This is a genomic window from Mesorhizobium sp. M0016 (assembly GCF_040324035.1).
Classification (GTDB): Bacteria; Pseudomonadota; Alphaproteobacteria; order Rhizobiales; family Rhizobiaceae; genus Mesorhizobium.
The window spans coordinates 76,475-94,003 of record NZ_JAMYVM010000003.1 but is presented as its reverse complement, the minus strand read 5'-3'; the positions used below and the strand labels follow the sequence as shown (position 1 = coordinate 94,003).

At 63.2% G+C, this 17,529-nt stretch carries 20 protein-coding genes; 14 read left to right on the top strand and 6 right to left on the bottom strand.

All coding sequences use genetic code 11. The features are described from left to right. Positions 1 to 140 precede the first annotated feature (140 nt). Together NKJ88_RS05475 and NKJ88_RS05470 are read left to right on the top strand one after the other, a co-directional pair. A complete protein-coding gene (locus tag NKJ88_RS05475) occupies positions 141 to 725 on the top strand; it encodes a BA14K family protein (protein ID WP_023738670.1) in 585 nt (194 codons plus the stop codon). Positions 726 to 810: 85 nt separating this feature from the next. Then, positions 811 to 1,128 carry a DUF2934 domain-containing protein gene (locus tag NKJ88_RS05470; protein WP_352443680.1) on the top strand — a complete coding sequence of 106 codons (318 nt, stop codon included), beginning with the start codon at positions 811 to 813 and terminating at the stop codon, positions 1,126 to 1,128. A 61-nt stretch (positions 1,129 to 1,189) separates the two neighbouring features. Here the strand turns inward: NKJ88_RS05470 and NKJ88_RS05465 are convergent, their stop codons facing one another. Continuing rightward, positions 1,190 to 4,729, bottom strand: a complete 3,540-nt coding sequence (locus NKJ88_RS05465; protein ID WP_352443679.1) for a DEAD/DEAH box helicase — start codon at positions 4,727 to 4,729, stop codon at positions 1,190 to 1,192. A gap of 204 nt (positions 4,730 to 4,933) precedes the next feature. Between NKJ88_RS05465 and minC the strand changes: the two genes are divergently transcribed. The 8 genes from minC (at position 4,934) to NKJ88_RS05425 (ending at position 11,500) form a co-directional block, all read left to right on the top strand. Continuing rightward, positions 4,934 to 5,773 (top strand): septum site-determining protein MinC, encoded by an 840-nt coding sequence (gene minC / locus NKJ88_RS05460; protein ID WP_352443678.1) that lies wholly within the window; start codon positions 4,934 to 4,936, stop codon positions 5,771 to 5,773. A gap of 49 nt (positions 5,774 to 5,822) precedes the next feature. Continuing rightward, positions 5,823 to 6,638, top strand: a complete 816-nt coding sequence (gene minD, locus NKJ88_RS05455) for a septum site-determining protein MinD (RefSeq protein WP_023670342.1) — start codon at positions 5,823 to 5,825, stop codon at positions 6,636 to 6,638. After that, complete coding sequence (gene minE / locus NKJ88_RS05450; protein ID WP_023684809.1) at positions 6,635 to 6,907, top strand: cell division topological specificity factor MinE; 273 nt, start codon at positions 6,635 to 6,637, stop codon at positions 6,905 to 6,907. Before minD ends, minE begins: the two co-directional genes overlap by 4 nt. Before the next feature lie 337 nt (positions 6,908 to 7,244). Then, the gene (locus tag NKJ88_RS05445) at positions 7,245 to 7,676 is read left to right on the top strand and encodes an ArsR/SmtB family transcription factor (RefSeq protein ID WP_023743859.1); all 432 of its coding nucleotides are present in this window, start codon (positions 7,245 to 7,247) and stop codon (positions 7,674 to 7,676) included. Beyond that, positions 7,673 to 8,209: an SRPBCC family protein gene (locus tag NKJ88_RS05440; protein WP_023824426.1), complete on the top strand. Its 537-nt coding sequence runs from the start codon at positions 7,673 to 7,675 to the stop codon at positions 8,207 to 8,209. Before NKJ88_RS05445 ends, NKJ88_RS05440 begins: the two co-directional genes overlap by 4 nt. A gap of 166 nt (positions 8,210 to 8,375) precedes the next feature. Then, positions 8,376 to 8,957 carry a dihydrofolate reductase family protein gene (locus NKJ88_RS05435; protein ID WP_031199569.1) on the top strand — a complete coding sequence of 194 codons (582 nt, stop codon included), beginning with the start codon at positions 8,376 to 8,378 and terminating at the stop codon, positions 8,955 to 8,957. Positions 8,958 to 9,297: 340 nt separating this feature from the next. Then, on the top strand, positions 9,298 to 10,179 hold the full coding sequence (locus NKJ88_RS05430) for an EamA family transporter (RefSeq protein WP_033000723.1): 882 nt from the start codon (positions 9,298 to 9,300) through the stop codon (positions 10,177 to 10,179). A gap of 145 nt (positions 10,180 to 10,324) precedes the next feature. Further along, the gene (locus NKJ88_RS05425; protein ID WP_352443677.1) at positions 10,325 to 11,500 is read left to right on the top strand and encodes a hypothetical protein; all 1,176 of its coding nucleotides are present in this window, start codon (positions 10,325 to 10,327) and stop codon (positions 11,498 to 11,500) included. Positions 11,501 to 11,690: 190 nt separating this feature from the next. Here NKJ88_RS05425 and NKJ88_RS05420 read toward each other — a convergent pair whose 3' ends face one another. The 4 genes from NKJ88_RS05420 to NKJ88_RS05405 form a co-directional block, all read right to left on the bottom strand. Then, complete coding sequence (locus NKJ88_RS05420; protein ID WP_023684816.1) at positions 11,691 to 11,789, bottom strand: hypothetical protein; 99 nt, start codon at positions 11,787 to 11,789, stop codon at positions 11,691 to 11,693. A 59-nt stretch (positions 11,790 to 11,848) separates the two neighbouring features. After that, positions 11,849 to 11,947, bottom strand: a complete 99-nt coding sequence (locus NKJ88_RS05415; protein ID WP_023670351.1) for a hypothetical protein — start codon at positions 11,945 to 11,947, stop codon at positions 11,849 to 11,851. Positions 11,948 to 12,146: 199 nt separating this feature from the next. Beyond that, on the bottom strand, positions 12,147 to 12,737 hold the full coding sequence (locus NKJ88_RS05410; protein ID WP_352443676.1) for a DUF924 family protein: 591 nt from the start codon (positions 12,735 to 12,737) through the stop codon (positions 12,147 to 12,149). Between the two features lie 2 nt (positions 12,738 to 12,739). Continuing rightward, positions 12,740 to 13,558 (bottom strand): SDR family oxidoreductase, encoded by an 819-nt coding sequence (locus NKJ88_RS05405; RefSeq protein ID WP_352443675.1) that lies wholly within the window; start codon positions 13,556 to 13,558, stop codon positions 12,740 to 12,742. Between the two features lie 205 nt (positions 13,559 to 13,763). Between NKJ88_RS05405 and NKJ88_RS05400 the strand changes: the two genes are divergently transcribed. Then, positions 13,764 to 14,726: a LysR family transcriptional regulator gene (locus tag NKJ88_RS05400; RefSeq protein ID WP_352443674.1), complete on the top strand. Its 963-nt coding sequence runs from the start codon at positions 13,764 to 13,766 to the stop codon at positions 14,724 to 14,726. Positions 14,727 to 14,752: 26 nt separating this feature from the next. Here NKJ88_RS05400 and dinB read toward each other — a convergent pair whose 3' ends face one another. Continuing rightward, positions 14,753 to 15,994, bottom strand: coding sequence for a DNA polymerase IV (gene dinB, locus NKJ88_RS05395; RefSeq protein ID WP_352443673.1), 1,242 nt, complete (start codon positions 15,992 to 15,994; stop codon positions 14,753 to 14,755). A 233-nt stretch (positions 15,995 to 16,227) separates the two neighbouring features. Between dinB and NKJ88_RS05390 the strand changes: the two genes are divergently transcribed. The 3 genes from NKJ88_RS05390 to NKJ88_RS05380 all read left to right on the top strand — a co-directional run bounded on the left by NKJ88_RS05390 (position 16,228) and on the right by NKJ88_RS05380 (position 17,514). Beyond that, positions 16,228 to 16,464, top strand: coding sequence for a hypothetical protein (locus NKJ88_RS05390; protein WP_023670353.1), 237 nt, complete (start codon positions 16,228 to 16,230; stop codon positions 16,462 to 16,464). A gap of 154 nt (positions 16,465 to 16,618) precedes the next feature. After that, positions 16,619 to 17,026 carry a heme-copper oxidase family protein gene (locus NKJ88_RS05385; protein WP_023684822.1) on the top strand — a complete coding sequence of 136 codons (408 nt, stop codon included), beginning with the start codon at positions 16,619 to 16,621 and terminating at the stop codon, positions 17,024 to 17,026. 266 nt (positions 17,027 to 17,292) lie between these two features. Further along, positions 17,293 to 17,514, top strand: a complete 222-nt coding sequence (locus tag NKJ88_RS05380; protein ID WP_023670355.1) for a hypothetical protein — start codon at positions 17,293 to 17,295, stop codon at positions 17,512 to 17,514. The last annotated feature ends 15 nt before the right edge of the window (positions 17,515 to 17,529 follow it).

Below are 17,529 nucleotides of genomic sequence, written 5' to 3'. Positions count from 1 at the left end.
CCGTCGAAAAAAATCGCGCCGCACCGGTTCTCGGCGAGCTGCCGGTTGTCGGTCGGTCAGACTTAGGTCCCTCGCGCCTGCTTTTCTGGAACAAGCCGTGATGTCCCGCATTTTATTGGCAGGGACACAAGGAGTGTCGAGTGAAAGCGATTTTGGGACTGGTCGGCGGCTTCGTGCTGACCCTTGCGGTGTTCGGCAGCGGGCTGGTTTTCGCAGCCTGGCTGCTTGCCGCCAAGCCTGTGCGGGAGGCAAGGCCGACCGTCAGCGTGGCGGAACTGTGGACCCGGAAAGCGCGGCCGGTGGACAAGACGGCGCAGGACTTCGAACGTGTGCCGCCCGAGCAGTCCGCGCCTGCCGACATCGCCGCCAAGGAGCCAGCCCAGGACCCGGCCAGGCAGCAGCCCGATCCCACAGTCACCGGCGCCATCGCGCGGACCGAACTGCCGCCGCCGCATCTCGCCTGGTGCGCCAGCCGATACCGCTCCTACGATCCCGACGACAACAGCTACATGTCCTATAGCGGACAGCAGCGCACCTGCGTATCGCCCTATCTCGCCGCCGACCGCGTCGCGCCGCGAGAGGCAAGCTATGTCGAGGGCGCGGGCGCCTACGCGGCCGCCGGCGGCGACCATGTCGAATCCTGCTTCAGCCGCTATCGCTCCTACCGTCCGGAAGACAACAGCTACCAGCCATATTCCGGCGGGCCGAGACGGCAATGCGAATAGCCAGCGCGAAGGGCGCCGCAACCATTGCGACCGCGCGATTTCTGGGATCGTTCGGATCGTCCTCAAAGCCCAGGGGAGAACCACCATGGAAGACGACCGGCATCACAAGATACAGCAGCGCGCCTACCAGATCTGGGAGCGCGAAGGCACTGGTGACCCCGAGCACCACTGGCACCGGGCCGAGGCCGAAATCGACCGCGAAGCAGCCCTGCCGCTGACCGCCGACGACGCCCTGCCGCGCGAGATCGCCAGCACCGACGTCCTGACCGTCGAGGAACTCGCCGTGCGCACCGGCATATCGGGCGACGAGGCGCAGGAGCTGATCGACAGACTGGACACGGACAGGGCGGCGGTTGAGCAGGCGGCGAGGGGGATTGAGGGAAAGAGGCGGGCAAAGGCATGATCGGCCGGGAACGCGTTCATTCGCGCGAGGCGGCAACTTTTCAGGGGTGCATCGCCGCTTCCTACGGCATAAGGTTATCAAGCGACTGAAACACGCCTGCACTTTTCCAGAGGGTTCGGTTGCCGATAACATATACGGCTTCCTTCGCCCGGGTGACGGCGACATTCAGCAGATTAGGCCGTCCACCGGCCCACGCTCGCGCCCCGCGTTGCTCGGCATTGGGAGCTCCAAGGACGAAAAAGGCCGCTTCGGCTTCCCGCCCTTGGACCGTGTGGACTGTTCCGACACGCTCGTACACCCAGGTGAAAGGGTTCTGGACCCATTCATCAAGCAGTCCGCTTGAACGCAGCATGTCACGTGTACGGTCCTGCACCACTACAAACGGCGTCACAATGTAGAAGTCAGGCGCAATCCCTTGCTGGCGTAGCTGCCGGAGCATATCCAACAGCACTTCGCCCTCTCTCTGACACCACTTCTCCTGCCCGGGTCCTTCCACATCGATCCAGCGTGAAGGACCGAGGACATCCCGGATAGCTGAGGTCTTGGCAGTTTTCGCCTGGACCATTAGGTTTTCGTAGGCAATCGAATTTGAAATGCTGAACATCGGCTCTTCGCATCGACGATGAACCAGAAGAGGCACCCCGACCTCACGTGTGCCAAATTTGGTTTCAAAGGTGCCGTAATATTCTGTGGCGCTGTCTGCCAACGTCTGGGCAGACGCCCCGGGCGGGCAGTAGATCAAGGGATCGATCCCGAATTGATGACACATCGCTTCGGTCAGTTGGTCTGGTAAAACCACAACAGGCTCGATCTGAATCGGGTCGCCTACAATGACTGCACGCTTGGTTCTTATCAACGCACCGACAGCGGCCTGCGGCAGTGCCTGACCGGCCTCATCGACAAGAAGCCAGCCAAATTCTTCTGGCCCAATCTTGGGGAACATGCGGGAGACTGACGCGAACGTCGTGGAGACCACTGGCACGAGCAGAAAAAGAGTCGACCACAGGTGTGGAATGAGCGCGTCCTTCTCCTCACTGCCAAGTGAGCGAGTCCCGAATCCATCCATCAATGCATTAAGGTTATGCCGAATTGGCTGGGCCGCCGCGTCGACAAATGCGCGATGTAGCGCAATCGCCGCCTCAAAAACATCATTACGAAGCCGAGCACCTTTTTCATCCAACCAGGGCGCGGTCTTTTGCTTGTCCGCGTGCCGTCGCTTAAAAAAATCCTCCGATATAGGAGTTCCGGGATAATGGCCTACAAGAGATGCGTGACGTTCTCTGTTCTGCTCAAGCGCGGCTAACAGGCTCGTATGCGACCTTCGCTTCCTTTCGACATCACCCGCCAACCGAGAATGTTCAGCGCTGTTGGCATTGGCGGCGTTCTTCAGCAAAGCTAGTTTGCTTCTCGCTTCAGCCAAACTTGTCAATAAAGCACCGTGCTTCGCTTGCCATTCGCGGGATGCCGCAGTTCGGAAAAGGCGGCCTATAAAGCCCGGGCGCGAGCGCAAGGCTTCGGTGGCCTCGTGCTGGAATCTCTCCATATTTGACTGCTGTTTTTGGTGTAGCAGAGCTGCGGCTTGAGCAAGGTGGGCAGCACGTTCCAGAAGTGGCTGAAGGGATGCGATCTCCGCGTCAACGGTGGCGATTGCAGCATGCCCTTTTGCAACAGCAATCAGAAGATCGTGGATCTCCTGCAAATCTTTGAGAGCAGTCTTCGCCTGTGCGAGTGCCTTGGTGAACCGCTGACGCGCCGTACGCCACCGCCGCAATGCTTCGTCATGATCTTCAGGCGCGTTTTCCTCCGTGACGATACGAGGCGGTCTCTGCCGTGTTCCGGTCTCAGTCTTTTGCTCGATTAGCTGCGGATTTCCGCTTGCCTGCTGCAAATAACGCTGAAACCCAACATCCTCATCCCACCAGAAGGTTTGACGGAAATCGCTTCTGTTTCGGGCGTTGCCGAGCACCGCCGCAATAACACCCCAACTATCGCGCGCCAACAGCGCGTCCGAAACTGTTTTGAAGTACCGCAACTCGGTCGCGTCCTCAGCGATGGCGCCTATCCCCGGCAGCTCAGCGCTTACATTTTCTACTGCCTTGTTGTTAGAGGAGGCGACAATGATTTCATGTCCGCGAAGCTTGTCGTCCAACTTGTAGCGGTGAATAAACGAATTCCCTCTTTTGAGTTTTTGGCCAGAAGCCGACAGCGCGTCTTTGGGGTCGCTGAACGAGCAAAGAAGCTCTGCGCGATTCGTAACGATGGCCGCTACTACATCCCGTAGCAGGGTTGTTTTGCCTGTACCTGGCGGACCGTTGACGGCAACAATTCCTTCTGTTTTCAAATCGTGAAGGGTAAGATTGACGGCACATTGCTGAAGCATCGACAAAGGGTGTCGTCCGTTGCCGGGCCAAGAGCCTAAAGGAAACTTCGCGGGCTCCAACGCGTCTGCAATAGCGCGGCTGTCGCTCATCAAATTTCGCCGTGCTTTCGGCTTTGTGGTTCCGATGTACCGTTTGAAATTGCCAGTAGCCTTTCCATCCGTGACCAGCGCTTGTGCTCGGGCAAGGTCTTCGAGAAAGAACGAATTTAGTAAGATCGCTTCCGGCGGATCCTGCAATTTGAAATACTGATACGAGCGAACGGCAAAGGCTGGAGCGTTCGTAAAGTGCGAGTCGATTCCGATCTTTGCCACCAGCCAGCGATGGGCCGCCTCGATCGCTTTTCGCGTTAGGGGCTTCGGCCGGCCCTCTTTGTCCTTGGCTACAACTTTCTGACCGAGTTCCTCGACCAAATGCCGTTCGACTTGGGACCACGTGCCGAGGTCACTCAGTCGCCCGGCTAGTGCCACCGGCACACCCCAGCCGAAACTGGAGATAGCCACGCACTCATCTTCGACGGGGCGACCCTCACGATCCACCATGATGGTTGCAAGCACAGCCTCGCCCCGCGCCGCCGGCCTCTCAATTCGGCTATCGGTGTAGACCTGCAGCAGTGCGGAAATGGCGGCTTCCATATCAACGCTGCCTAGAATGATCTGATAGTAGAGTTTCTGCTTTGGCCGACTGCGTTCTCCTTCATTCTCCCATGGAAGGTAAGCCTTATCCAAAGGTGCAATTCGGGAACGATCGCCGCTCGTCAGGTCCTCAGGTTTGCGGAAGGATGGAGGCGACAACACCTCCATTGCGGTCCAGGTTGACAGCACATCAGCTGCTTTGTTCGTGATAGGCGGCCGCTCCAGAGCGAGGCGCGGCACCAGCGGGATCGTCTCTTTTTCCGGTAGGGAGTGCTCTTCGGCATCAGGTTGCGGCAGTGGCGTTGCCACACCGGGGGTGGGCACAGCGACGGTGGCTGTAGCGTCCTGATCTTGGCTTCGGTTGCGCCGTTGAGGTGTGGTCCTTGAATTGATCCCAACAGCCTGGATCGCTCGGCGCTTTAGTTCCTGCGCACGAGGTACTTTTCTCTCTGAAAGTTCAGCAATTAGGACCTTCAGAAAATCCGGATCATCGCGTTGGCGGTCGAAGAGCTTTTCAAGCTCCGCGACACCCTTTTTTATTAGTGGTCTTGGAGGCATAGTTCCTCGGATTTCTGACGCGCCGTCCATATGCCCGTCAGTGCTTTAGTGTGTCTACCCACTTGTGCCTTTCACGGCTATCTCAGTCCATAGCGAACCAGCCGAAAATGTTGCCGCCGCAAGCGCGCCAATCCCACGTCGGTTTTCACCTTCTGCCCATTTCAGACCCCTTCATTAACCTTTCGTTAACCATACCACCGCTAGCGTTTACCTCTCAGTAAGGAATCGCCCGCCGTGACCTTTGCCGCTCCCCTCGAGGCCAAATCCATTCGCTTTCGCGCCCGCTCCTTCGTCGCGTTCACGCTGACGCCGGAGGCGCCTTTGGATGTTTGGCTGGAGAGCCTCGATCGCTGGGTCGGCAATTCGCCGGGCTATTTTGCCGGGCGCCCGGTGGTGCTCGATCTGAACGTGCTCAAGCCCGATGTCGTGGCCATCGAAGCGCTGGTCGATCTACTCGGCCAGCGCGGCATTCGCATCTATGCCATCGAGCTCGACGGCGGCACTGAGCTTGGCGCGCACCTGCCGCCGGTGCTGGTTGGCGCCAAGGAGGCGACCACCGACGGGCTGCTGCAGCCCAGCCGCAAGGCGGGCAGGGCGGAGGACGCCACGCCGGCAGGCGATACGAAGGCGGCCGGTGACATCAAGGCAGAGGCCGGCGATTTGAAGGCGGGCGATTTGAAGACGGGCGATCTGAAACCGGCGAGCGATGCCAAGACGCAGCCTCGAGACACCAAGGCCCCGGACGCCGGCACGTTGATGATCCGCTCGCCGATCCGTTCGGGCCAGCTGATCTTCCATCCGCATGGCGACGTCATCGTGCTGGGCTCCGTCGCCTCCGGCTCCGAGATCGTCGCCACCGGCTCGATCCACGTCTATGGCACGCTGCGCGGCCGCGCTTCGGCAGGCGCTCAAGGCAACACGGCGGCGCGTGTCTTCTGCCGCAGGAACGAAGCCGAACTTCTCTCGGTGGATGGCTGGTATTGCACGGCCGAGGAGATGGACCCGTCAGTCCGGGGCAAGCCTGTGCAGGCATTTCTCGACAACGGCATGCTGCGCATCGCCCCTTTCAGCTAATGCGTCTCGCCCGACAACGACATAACGAACAACAACGGAGGCTTTATTGATGGGCAAGGTAGTGGTGGTCACCTCGGGCAAGGGGGGCGTCGGCAAGACGACCTCTACCGCGGCTCTGGGGGCGGCGGTCGCCAAGACCGGCAAGAAGGTGGCGCTGGTGGATTTCGATGTCGGCCTGCGCAACCTCGATTTGATCATGGGCGCCGAACGGCGCGTGGTGTTCGACCTCGTCAACGTCATCCAAGGCTCGGCAAAGCTGTCGCAGGCGCTGATCCGCGACAAGCGGGTCGAGACCTTGTTCCTGCTGCCGGCCTCGCAGACGCGCGACAAGGATGCGCTGACCGAGGAGGGCGTGGCCGAGGTCATCGGCAAGCTGCGCTCGGTGTTCGACTATGTCTTCTGCGACAGCCCGGCCGGCATCGAGCGCGGCGCGCAGCTCGCCATGCGCTTTGCCGACGAGGCGGTCATCGTCACCAATCCGGAAGTGTCGTCGGTGCGCGATTCCGACCGCATCATCGGCCTGCTCGATTCCCGCACCTTGCGGGCCGAGGAGGGCGAGCAGATCGCCAAGCATGTGCTGGTCACGCGCTATGATGCGGGACGCGCCGCGCGGGGCGAAATGCTGTCGATCGACGATGTGCTGGAGATCCTGTCGGTGCCGCTGCTCGGCATCATTCCCGAAAGCCAGGATGTGCTGCGCGCCTCCAACCTCGGTTCGCCGGTGACGCTGTCGGAGCCGCTCAATGCCGCCGCCAAGGCTTACATCGACGCCGCCAAGCGCCTCGAGGGCGAACAGCTGCCGGTCATCGTGCCCTTCGAGCGCAAGGGCTTCCTCGATCGTCTTTTGGGAAGGAGGGCGGCATGAACCTGCTCGACATCTTCAAGCGGCGCACCAGCGCGCCGGTGGCGCGCGAACGGCTGCAAGTGCTGCTTGCCTATGAGCGCCGCAACCGCAGCCAGCCCGATCTCGTCTCCATCCTGCGCGAGGAGATCATGGCGGTGATCGCCAAGCACGTGCAGATCGACCAGGATTATCTGCAAGTTTCGATGGACCGCGGCGAGACCATGTCGACGCTGGAGATCGACATCCAGATCCCCAACAAGAGCGCGGTGCCGCTGGCCATGGCGGGGTGAGATTGAAGCTGCTGATCTCCCCCCTTGTGGGGGAGATGGCCGGCAGGCCAGAGGGGGGCGCTGTCCCGCTGGCCTGTCAATTACATGTAGCAACGGCTTTGCCGAAGATCTGGATTCGCTGAGACGTAGCGATCCTTCGCGCCCCCCTCTGTCCTGCCGGACATCTCCCCCACGAGGGGGGAGATTGCGCTCCTCGCGCTCGCCTGCGCCAAGCACCCCCGCCCGGACCTGCGGTCCGACCTCCCCACAAGGGGGAGGTAGGGGGCCAGCTCCTCTCGCCAAAAAACATTCAACCAACTAGTTGACTATCTAAAATCTCGCCTCTATATTCAACTACATGGTTGAATTAGAGACGCCCCAGATGGACCAGGTTTTTCACGCCCTTGGCGACGCCACGCGCCGGAACATGCTTAACCACCTCGCCGGCGGCGAGCGTACGGTGAGCGAGTTGGCACAGCCCTTTGCCATGTCGCTGGCCGCCGCCTCCAAGCACATCAAGGCGCTGGAGCATGCCGGGCTGATCCGGCGTGAAGTGCGCGGCCGCACCCATGTCTGCCGCCTCGAGGCACGCCCGCTGGCCACCGCCTATCAGTGGCTCGGCCAATACGCGCGTTTCTGGAACAGCCGCCTCGATGTCCTCGAACAGCTTTTGCGCGAGGAGGCGGGGCGCAAAACGTCGACAACGCAGACAATGCCGGCACCGGCAAATCCAGAACCATCCAAGCCGGAATCACCCAGGCCAACACCTTCCAAGGGAGACGACCGATGAATCAGATGAACAGCTTCGACGGCTACGCCCAGCTGATCCAGCCGGCCACGTTGAGGATCGAACGGCTCTTGCCCGGAACCAGGGAGCGCGTCTGGGAATATCTGACGCAGAGCGATCTGCGCCGCAAATGGCTGGCGGCCGGCGACATGGAGATGGAGGAAGGCTCTTCCTTCGAACTGGTCTGGCGCAACGACGAACTGACCGACCCGCCCGGCGACAGGCCGGCCAGCTTCGGTGGCGGCGAGCAGCGGATGCACAACCAGATCGTCGAGTGCGATCCGCCGCGCAAGCTCACCATCACCTGGAACGGCAGCGGCAATGTCACCTTCGAATTGGCGCAGCGCGGCGACGACGTCTTGCTCACCCTGGTCCACCGCCGCCTGCCGGACCGCTCGAGCCTGATGATGCATGCCGCCGGCTGGCACGTGCATCTCGACCTCCTGGTTGCCCGCGTGGCGGCCGAGAAGCCCGAACCGTTCTGGGACAGCTTTAGCCGTATCGTGGCGGAATACGACCGGCGCCTGCCGGCCTGACCCTGACCTGACGCGTCGCCCGGTCCGACCGGGCCCCATCGATCCCTTGCATCGGATGCCGGCGCAAGGGCCGGCGAAACACGCGCCTTCGCCAGACACCGCGGCGCGTCATCGGAAGTGAAACCAGGCAACGTGCTTGCATCCCGCAAGCCCGAAGGAGGAAGTCATGCGTAAATTGATCACCGGAATGAAGATCTCCATCGACGGCAAGATGGAAGGCCCCGAAGGCTTCGCCGACTGGGTCGACAACTGGTCGGAGGAATACAGCCTGATGCCTGAGATCGACGCCTGCCTGCTCGGCGGCGTCATGTATGCCGGCTATGAGCGCTACTGGAGCGCGATCCTTGAGAACGAGCCGGACCAGCCATTGCCGATGACCGGCAGACTGGTCGACCCGGCCGAACTCGAATGGGCGCGCTTTGCCGCGAAAACCCCGCACTATGTGCTGTCGAACACCATGACTTCGGCCGCCTGGGCCTCGACGCGCTTCCTGCGCAGCCTCGACGACGTCGCGGCGCTGAAGCGCGAGCCCGGCAAGAACATCTATCTCATGGGCGGCGCCCGCATCACCGCCAGCCTGATCGAGGCGGGGCTAGTGGATGAAATGCGGCTCATCGTCTATCCGCTGCTCGCCGGCGACGGCAAGGCGCTGTTCGGCACGGTGCACGCCCGGCACGGACTGGAACTGCGCAAGGCCGAGGCGCTTTCGGATGGACGTGTGAGCCTGGTGTATGGGCTGGCGAGCTAGCCTCTTTTCCTCTCCCTCCGAGGGGGAGAGGTGGCGCCGCGAAGCGGCGACGGAGTGGGGGAAGGCGCTCATGAAACCCACGGTCGCCGCAAAACAGGAGCGACGGAGCGAGGGGCGAAACGCCTGCAAGCAGGCAATCAGGCGGATGAACGGTCGACCCCCACTCCGTCGAGCTACGCTCGACACCTCTCCCCTGATCGACGGGGAGAGGAAATGCGTCGGCGTTCGCCTCCCACCCTTGCCCTATCAACAGCCCGCTCGTGCCACACGACAGCCAGGCCCTTTATCCCTATCTCCGGCCTGCGCTACGGCCGGCTGGTCGCGCGGGGAGGGACTGGAATTGACGTCGACGCCGATTGCCGCAGCTGAAGCGAAGGGCTTGCCGATCGGCGCGTTGCTTGGCGCCATGGTGTCGATCCAGATCGGCGCCACCTTCGCCAAGGGCCTGTTTCCACTGATTGGCGCCAACGGCACCACGGCGCTGCGGCTGGTCGTGGGGGCGCTGATGCTGGCGGCGGTGCTGAGGCCGTGGCGGGTGCGGCCGTCGCGCGCCGTGCTGCCCTGGCTCATCGCCTACGGCGTCAACCTCGCGGCGCTGAACCTGCTGTTTTATGCAGCGCTCGCCAGAATTCCGCTCGGCGTCGCGGTGGCGCTCGAATTCTGCGGCCCGCTGCTCGTGGCGACGCTGTCGTCGCGGCGCGCCACCGACTTCGTCTGGGTGGTGCTGGCCGTTGCCGGCATATTGCTGTTGTCGCCCTTCATCCACTCCGGCAGTGCACTCGACCCGATCGGCGTGATGCTGGCGCTGGCCGCCGGCGGCTGCTGGGCGCTCTACATCGTCTTTGCGCAAAAGGCCGGCGCCGAGCTTGGCAGCCAGACCACGGCTTACGGGCTGGTCATTGCCGCTGCTCTCGCCCTGCCGTTCGGCCTAGCCGAGGCGGGTACCGGCCTGATCGCACCCGCGATCCTGGTCAGCGCGCTGCTGGTCGGGCTGTTCTCCAGCGCCTTGCCGTTCTGGCTGGAGATGGTGGCGCTGACCCGGATGCCGGCCAGGCTCTACGGCACGCTGACTTGTCTGGAGCCGGCGCTGGGCGCGCTGGCCGGCTTCCTGTTCCTGCACGAGACCCTGAGCCCGCTGCAATGCGCGGGCATCGCCGCCGTGGTCGTCGCCGCCTTCGGCGCCGCGCTGACCACGAAGCCGCCGGTGCCATCGCCGGAATAGGTGCCTGAAATGGGTATGTGACGCCGATGCCGTGGTCCGCCGGTCCCGTGTCCGGTTGCTCAAGCGCCTGCAGCATCGATATATGGATCGATGTATGTGCAGGAGATCCAGATGAGCAGGGCCGACAGCATTGCTTGAGCCGTCCGTGATCAAGGCAATACTCCTTGTCGGGTTCGCCGCTGTCGTTGCGGCTCTCGCCTGGCGGCTGGCGCGGTCTCGTCTCAGAGCCCGGCTTCGTGAAGATCCGGCCAACGACTACGCCGTGCGCCGGGACTGGTCGGGCAACCACGGCAAGCTCAATCATTCGTCCTTTGTCTATTTCGATGCCGATCGCGACGGCCGCTACGGGCTCGGCGACCGCCCGATGGCCGGCATCATGGTCAGACTGCATGATGGCGACGGCCGCTTCGTCGCCGCGGCGCGGAGCAACCGCGGCGGCTTTGCCAATTTCCTGGCGTCGGCGAAACGTCGGGCCGCGCCCATCCATGTGCCGGGCAGCTACCGCTTCACCGTGTCGGTTCCGCCCGGCTGGCGCTCCAGCAGCGCCAACGAGGTCCAGTCGCAGCACCTCCGGCCGCTGCCGGGCTCGCCCACCGGGCTGGCCTCGGAAGCAATGCTGCAGCCGGTCGGCCTGTTTGCGATACGCCGGCTCAGCGGCCGCGTAGCGGACGGTGCTTCGGCGAGCATCTCGGTGATGGCGAAAGGGCAAGAGGTGGCAGTGCATCCGCTAAGTGCTGGGGCTGGCTTCCGTCTCGATCTGCCCGATGACGCCGACGCGATCGAAGTCACCGGCGATGGCATGGAACGACGACTGGCCTTGTCGGCCTACCCGACCGAGCTCGGCCTGCTGTCGCCCGAGAACGCGGCTGTCGACAGCGCCGCGTCCTTGCAGGCCATCGGTTTCGACGATGTCACGACGCGCGGCCTGCGCAAGGTGCCGTCCGGTTATGCCGGGTTGACCTGGTTCAACCTGAACGCACTGGCGCGCGATCATACCGAAGGCAGCGAAGGCTACGTCAACGGCAATATCTCGGGAGACCATGTCTGCTATACGAGCAGCGGACACCCGGCCGAATTCTCGAGCGACAAACCGTTCGGGTTCCATTCCGTGATGCTGACAGCGGCATGGTTGAAGTCCGAAGGCGAAACCGCACTGGTCGAGAGCTGGCTTGGCGACCGGCTGATCGCCAGCGACACGATCGTCCTGTCGGCACTGGCGCCCGTCCACTATGCGCCGATGCTGGCGGCAGTGACGCGCGTGCGCCTCTCCACGAGCCACTATTGGCAGCTCGTGCTCGACGATCTGATGGTTGTGCGCTGAAGCGTGTCGCGATTAATCGGGGTGAAAGGGTTTATCGCGGATTGGAAGCACCGTTCGCGGTGACCTGCGAGAGCTTGCCTTTTTTGACCAGCACCGGTTTCAGATAGGTTTTCTTCATTTCCACTCTCCACGTCGGGCACCCAAAGCCCCGTTCCCGGCCAGACGGCACGAGGCGTCGGATAATCGGCTGCTAGACGGCGACCGGCCCGGAGCCGTTACCATTGTCGGCTGTAACCTGCGAGAGCTTGCCCTTCTTGACCAGCACCGGCTTCGAATAGGTCTTCTTCATGCCGCATCTCCAGTGTCAGGCGAGGCCGCCAGATCAGGCGACAGTCCGACTCAACGACTTCACTCGATCGGGCCGGAACCCGCTCCATTGGCGAGCGCCGTAACCTGCGAAAGCTTGCCTTTTTTGACCAGAACAGGCTTCGAATAGGTTTTCTTCATAGTGAATCCTCCAAGCTTACGCGATAATGCCAGACGGATCGGCACTGTCAACCTTCGCGGCGCCGTCGTCCCGTCCCGGGTTTTCTTGGTCCCGATGCACTAGATCATGATGAGATTTGGTTGCAATCTCATCATGATCTAACCCTTTGTTGGAGCAGGATCCTCTCCAAGAACCAGACCCGCTTTTTGGAATCATGCTCTAACCCGCAAATCCACCTTCATCGAGAAAGCGTTGTTCTTGGGCGTGCATGGCGCGGCCGAGGATCGGGTTGCGGTGCGGAAAACGTCCGAAACGGCGGATGATGTCGCGATGATGTTCGGCCCGCTTCAGGTCGGACGGGCCGATGTCGCGCGATAGCGCCACCGAGCGGTCCTGGTCGGCAATCGCTTCGGAATGCGCGAAGGGCAGCCCGAAGAACAGCCGCAGCGAGGGATCGACCATCCGCTGGAACCCGGCATCGATCGCCTCAGTAGCGATCGCGCGGGCCTTCCCGTCGCTGGCATACATGCGCGGCGTGTCGCGAAAGGCGTTGCGCGGGAACTGGTCGAGCAGCAGGAGCAGCGCCAGAGCCCCGTAGGGCGTCGCCATCCAGCCATCGCAGTCGCCGCGCGCTGCGGCCTCATGCAGCCGCAGGAAGCGATCGCGAAACTCGCGGTCGAAGGCCGCATCCTTGGCGAACCACGCGGCAGGTCCTGCCTGCCACCAGAAGCCGACCACGGCGGCAGCGGCATCCGGCACATTCTTCCGGGCGGCGAGGCCGCCCGGTTCGACGGTTGCGATGGCGTCCATTGTCAGGCCGCCTTCGCATCGCCAGCCAGTGCCGCCCAGTCCAGCGCTCTTGCCCATTCGGCGAATGAGGTCGGCTTCACCGGCAGCAGACGGGTCGTCTGGCCGAGATCGACGGCAAGCACGGTCTGCTTCTGGCTGCGGATCCAGGCATAGCTGGCGGCAGTCTGTTCGGCGGCGTCCTTGCCGAGCATGGTTTCGAGCGCGGCGGCGAAGTCCGCCAGCGGCACCGGATAATAGCTGACTTCGCTGCCGACAATGCCTGACAGGATGACGGCCATCTCCGGTCCGGTCAGCGCCTGCGGCCCGCCAATGTCTAAGCTGGCACCGGCAAGCTCCGGATGCCGCAGCGCTTCGACCACGTAGGCCGCCATATCCTGCCAGGAGATCCAGGAGGTCTGGAAGTTGGCCGGCAGCGGATAGGCGAGGACGCCCTGATGCATGATCGCCGGCGCGCTCCAGGGCGCCGCGATATTGCTCATGGCCAGCGTCGGCTTGAGGACGATGGATGGCGGGCCGAACGTCTTGATGTAGTCGATGAGTTCGGCCTTGGCGTCCATCACCGCCGTGCCGGAATGGCCCGACACATGGCCGCTGGTGTTGAACACCAGAAGCTTGACGCCGCCTTGCTGCGCCGCATCCGCAATGTTGCGGCCGTAGCGCAGAATCTCTTCAGGGCTTGCATCGACGGGCAGGGTCAGCGCCACCGCATCGACGCCGAGGCAGGCGAGGGCCAGTCGGCCGGGGTCGGCGAGATCACCGCGCACGATGCTGACCCCATCGCCGAACGGATCGGGCGAGCCCTTGCGTAACAGGACACGCACCGTGGCGCCGACGGCGCGGCAAGCGCTGACAATTGGCCGACCCTTGGGCGCCGGAGGCGCCGGTGACCAGAACCGAATTGGGAAAGTTTGGCATGGATTTGCTCCTCTCTGAATGAGTGCCGACGAAACCGGCACCACCGTCTTCGCGTCGAAGAAGGCATTCGCAACTTTACTCTGCTGAATCCAGTGATATGATTTCAGGAATGTGCTGAACAAAATTGACCTGGCGCGCGCCGATCTCAATTTGCTGGTCTTGTTCCAGGCCATCATGGAGGAGCGGCATGTCGGTCGCTCGGCGGAGCGGCTAAACCTGTCGGCCTCGGCGGTCAGCCATGGCCTTGGCCGGCTGCGCAAGCTGCTTGGCGATCCGCTGTTCCTGAAGACGCCGCGCGGCGTCGTGCCCACCGACCGGGCAACGGAGCTTGCCGAACCGGTGGCCGAGATCCTGGCGCGGGTGCGCCGGGTGATCGCCAGCGCCGAGCCGTTCGATCCGGCCCGCTCGACGCGCCGCTTCACCATCGGTGCGCCGGATGCGGTGTCGTCCGTGCTCCTGCCGCCGCTGCTCGACCAGATCCGCCTTTTGGCCCCCGGCATCGACATCGGCATCCGGCAACTGCTGCCACGCCAAGGTGAACCGTCGCCCACTACTGCCTGGAGCGACTGTGTCGCCGAACTCGAAGCGCGCGCCATGGATGTCGCGGTGATTCCGTTCGACGGCCTGCCGGCACGCTTCACCGTCGACAAGCTCTATGAGGAGGATTTCGTTGTCGCCATGCGCGCCGGCCACCGCTTCGCCGGCGATCCGTGCCTCGACGCCTATTGCAGCGTGCAGCATATGGTCGTCTCGAGCAATGGCGATCCGAACGGGTTTGTCGACAGGGTGCTGGCTGAACGCGGCCCGTCGCGTCGCGTCGCGCTGACTGTCCCCAACTTCATGTTCGGACTGGCCGTGCTTGCGCAGACTGATCTGATATCGGCCTATCCGCGCCGGTTCCTCGCCATGTATGGCGGCCGTTTCGGTGTCGTCGGCGTCGATGCGCCCATCCGGCTCGGCCACTTCAACATCAACAGCATCGTGCCGAAGGTTGCGCTGATGGATGCGGGTCTGGCCTGGTTGGTCGGCCTGCTCAAACAGAGCGGCAATGCAGCGCGGACTGGCCCAGCCTAAACATTGGCCTTGCCGTCGCGCCGCACTCACAGTTCCTTCTCCGCCAGTTCGCGGAAGGCATCGGGAACCGAGCGCCGGGCTTCCAGCGCCACGGCGCCATAGCCGACAGCCTCTCTGCCAAAGCGCTGGCGGATCTTGTCGATGGCGCGGTCGGTGCCAAAGCGCGCCAGGCCTTGCCTGCTGCCGGGCCGCTGCTTTTCATCGGCAAGCCCGAGCGGCAGCTCCAGCTGCAGCTCGGCACTTTCTTCTAGCTGCGACACCGAGATCGCCAGCAGCGAGATGGTCTTCTCCCGAGGGTTGGCGGCCAGCACGCCGCGCACCAGCTCCCCGGCGATTTCGGCCAGCATCGCGGTTGCCGAAATCGGCTGATCGAGCGTCAGCGAGCGTGTGACAGCGTGCAGATCGGCGAAACGCACGCGCACCGTCACCGTGCGCCCGGGCCGTGATTTCGCCCTGAGCCGGCTGGCGACCCGGTCTGCCAGATGCAGCAGGACGGGTCCGAAGATACGCGCCTCGGCCGGCCGTCTGCCAAGCGCCGACTGCGCGCCGGCGGAATGCGACGGCCTGTGGGTTTCGAGCTTTCGCGGGTCGCGGTTCCATGCCAGCGACGCCAGCTTTTCGCCGGCGGCGGGCCCGAGCAACCTTCGCAGCGCCCCGCTATGCGTTTTTGCCAACTGGCCGATGGTCTCGATGCCGATCTCGGCCAGCCGCGCTCTGGTCGCCGGGCCGACGCCCCACATCAGCCCGACCGGCAGATCATGCAGGAAGGCAAGTTCGGTGTCCGGATCGACCACCACCAGCCCGTCGGGCTTGGCCACCTGCGAGGCGATCTTGGCCAGATGCTTGGTGCGCGCCACGCCGATCGAGATCGGCAGGCCGAGCTCTGCCCGGACGCGCCGACGCACCGTGGCGGCGATCTCGGCCGGCGGCCCGAACAGATGCGTGCAGCCGGCGACGTCGGCAAAGGCTTCATCGATGGAAATCCGCTCGACCAGCGGCGTGAAATCGTCGAGCACCTTGATGGCGGCGTCGCCCAGCCGCTGATAGTCGGCGAAATGGCCGCCGACGAAAATCAGTCCGGGGCAAAGCTCGCGCGCACTTCGTCCGGGCATGCCGCCGCGCACGCCGAAAACCCTGGCTTCGTAGGAGGCGGCAAGCACGACGCCGCCGCCGACGGCGATCGGCTTGCCCCTGAGCGCCGGGTCGAGCAACTGCTCGACCGAGGCGTAGAAGGCGTCGAGATCCGCATGCAGGATGGTGGGCTCCATCCCGACCGTTCCCTTTGCGGCGTTGCAGCATTAGCCGCGTCTGTTGTGAGAGGCGTTTTTGCCGAACAAATAGAGAACAAACAGGGCCTATTGTCAAGCGAAGCGGTTGTCGCCGGCCGGCCCGTTCCAGGTCGGGCTGTCGAGTGCTCCGCCTGGGCATCGGACCTGCGGAACATTGTCTCTCGCCTCGGCGTTCATATCCGCGACGGGACGCTGTTTTTGTGGAGGCCGGTATGGGCCAGTTCGAGATGATCGACCTCGTCAGCGTCATTGACGCCTGCACGAGCGATCGCGTTGCCGGGCACTGCGTGTCAATGGCCAGGGCGGTGGAGGAGTTGCGAGTGCTGACCGGTGATTTCGTATCGCCGGACGAGACGGTGGCCAACGCGCTGTCGGCAGTGGCGCTGGGGCGCGGCTGCGCGGTGGTGTTCGACGAGCGAGCGGGCGCCGACATCTTGCTGACGCCGTAGCGCGGCGGCGCCGGGTTGTGGCAGCCAGAAAAGTCGAACAGCGTGCAAAAAGCTGTGCAGGCATGGCCCCATAACCGGGGCGTGGAAAAGTTCTGCGCGTGGGTGTATTCTCCAGGTCGCAAGCGGTCGCAGACCGCATAGGGGGAGAAATGACATGCCGAGGGTTTCAGAACTCTTTTTCAAAACTGCCATCTTGTTCCTGATGTTGGGGATTGCGGCCGGCCTGCAGATGGCGATCTCGGGTGACCACGCCGCTTTTCCGGCGCACGCGCATATCAATCTGCTCGGTTGGGTGACGAGCGCCATCTTCGGCGGCTACTACGCGCTCAATCCGCAAAAGGCGGCGCGTCGCATCGCCATGATCCACTACGGGCTCTACACACTCGGCCTGGTGATCATGCTGCCGGCGCTGTATGTGATGCTGCAGGGAAACCCGGCGCTTGAACCGATCGTCGCCGGCGGCTCGCTCATCGTCGCCGCTGCCGTTCTGGTTTTTGCTTTCGTGGTGTTTTCGCCCGAAACGGCGCGCTCGGTGTCCGGCGTGGTTCCGGCCTCTCGCTGACTGTTCGCGCGCGGCGATCAAAGTCCGACCCGCATTCGCGACCCGCGACACGGGTTGGCCAGGCCGATGGCCGCAGCCGCTGGCTGCGGTGTCTATCGCCGCGTCGGCGCTCAACATACCCGAGTCCCACCACGTATTATTTCGTGACTATTTGGCGCCGGAACCTTCCCAGATATCGCGCGTTGCGGCGACTGTATTCGCGCTGCCTTATATATAGGCAGACTTGAGTACGTCCACAGCATGGGTTGGGGGAGGAGCAGGCCACCATGTCGAACAGAGAAATCGGAACGTCGGCCTCACTGGGCCGACGCATCGCCGATCTGAAAGCCAGGATGCGAGACGCCAGCGTTACTGAACACGAGATGCAGACCTTCCAGAAGGTCGCGGCCATCATGGGGGGTGTCGAAGGCTCCCTACGCCTCGACGCCGACGACCTGATCGCGGCGTCCTTCGTCACCGAGGCGCTCGGCGATCCCGGGTCGAACTGAAGGTCAGAGCCCGTC

Bases quoted from the DNA above. Each gene is read 5' to 3' on its own strand.
- NKJ88_RS05410 (WP_352443676.1), bottom strand. From the start codon at position 12,737: ATGGACGCCATCGCAACCGTCGAACCGGGCGGCCTCGCCGCCCGGAAG.
- minD (WP_023670342.1), top strand. From the start codon at position 5,823: ATGGGCAAGGTAGTGGTGGTCACCTCGGGCAAGGGGGGCGTCGGCAAG.
- NKJ88_RS05465 (WP_352443679.1), bottom strand. From the start codon at position 4,729: ATGGACGGCGCGTCAGAAATCCGAGGAACTATGCCTCCAAGACCACTA.
- dinB (WP_352443673.1), bottom strand. From the start codon at position 15,994: ATGGAGCCCACCATCCTGCATGCGGATCTCGACGCCTTCTACGCCTCG.
- NKJ88_RS05435 (WP_031199569.1), top strand. From the start codon at position 8,376: ATGCGTAAATTGATCACCGGAATGAAGATCTCCATCGACGGCAAGATG.
- NKJ88_RS05380 (WP_023670355.1), top strand. From the start codon at position 17,293: ATGTCGAACAGAGAAATCGGAACGTCGGCCTCACTGGGCCGACGCATC.
- NKJ88_RS05440 (WP_023824426.1), top strand. From the start codon at position 7,673: ATGAATCAGATGAACAGCTTCGACGGCTACGCCCAGCTGATCCAGCCG.
- NKJ88_RS05420 (WP_023684816.1), bottom strand. From the start codon at position 11,789: ATGAAGAAGACCTATTCGAAGCCGGTGCTGGTCAAGAAGGGCAAGCTC.
- minE (WP_023684809.1), top strand. From the start codon at position 6,635: ATGAACCTGCTCGACATCTTCAAGCGGCGCACCAGCGCGCCGGTGGCG.
- NKJ88_RS05415 (WP_023670351.1), bottom strand. From the start codon at position 11,947: ATGAAGAAAACCTATTCGAAGCCTGTTCTGGTCAAAAAAGGCAAGCTT.
- NKJ88_RS05445 (WP_023743859.1), top strand. From the start codon at position 7,245: ATGGTTGAATTAGAGACGCCCCAGATGGACCAGGTTTTTCACGCCCTT.
- NKJ88_RS05470 (WP_352443680.1), top strand. From the start codon at position 811: ATGGAAGACGACCGGCATCACAAGATACAGCAGCGCGCCTACCAGATC.
- NKJ88_RS05385 (WP_023684822.1), top strand. From the start codon at position 16,619: ATGCCGAGGGTTTCAGAACTCTTTTTCAAAACTGCCATCTTGTTCCTG.
- NKJ88_RS05390 (WP_023670353.1), top strand. From the start codon at position 16,228: ATGGGCCAGTTCGAGATGATCGACCTCGTCAGCGTCATTGACGCCTGC.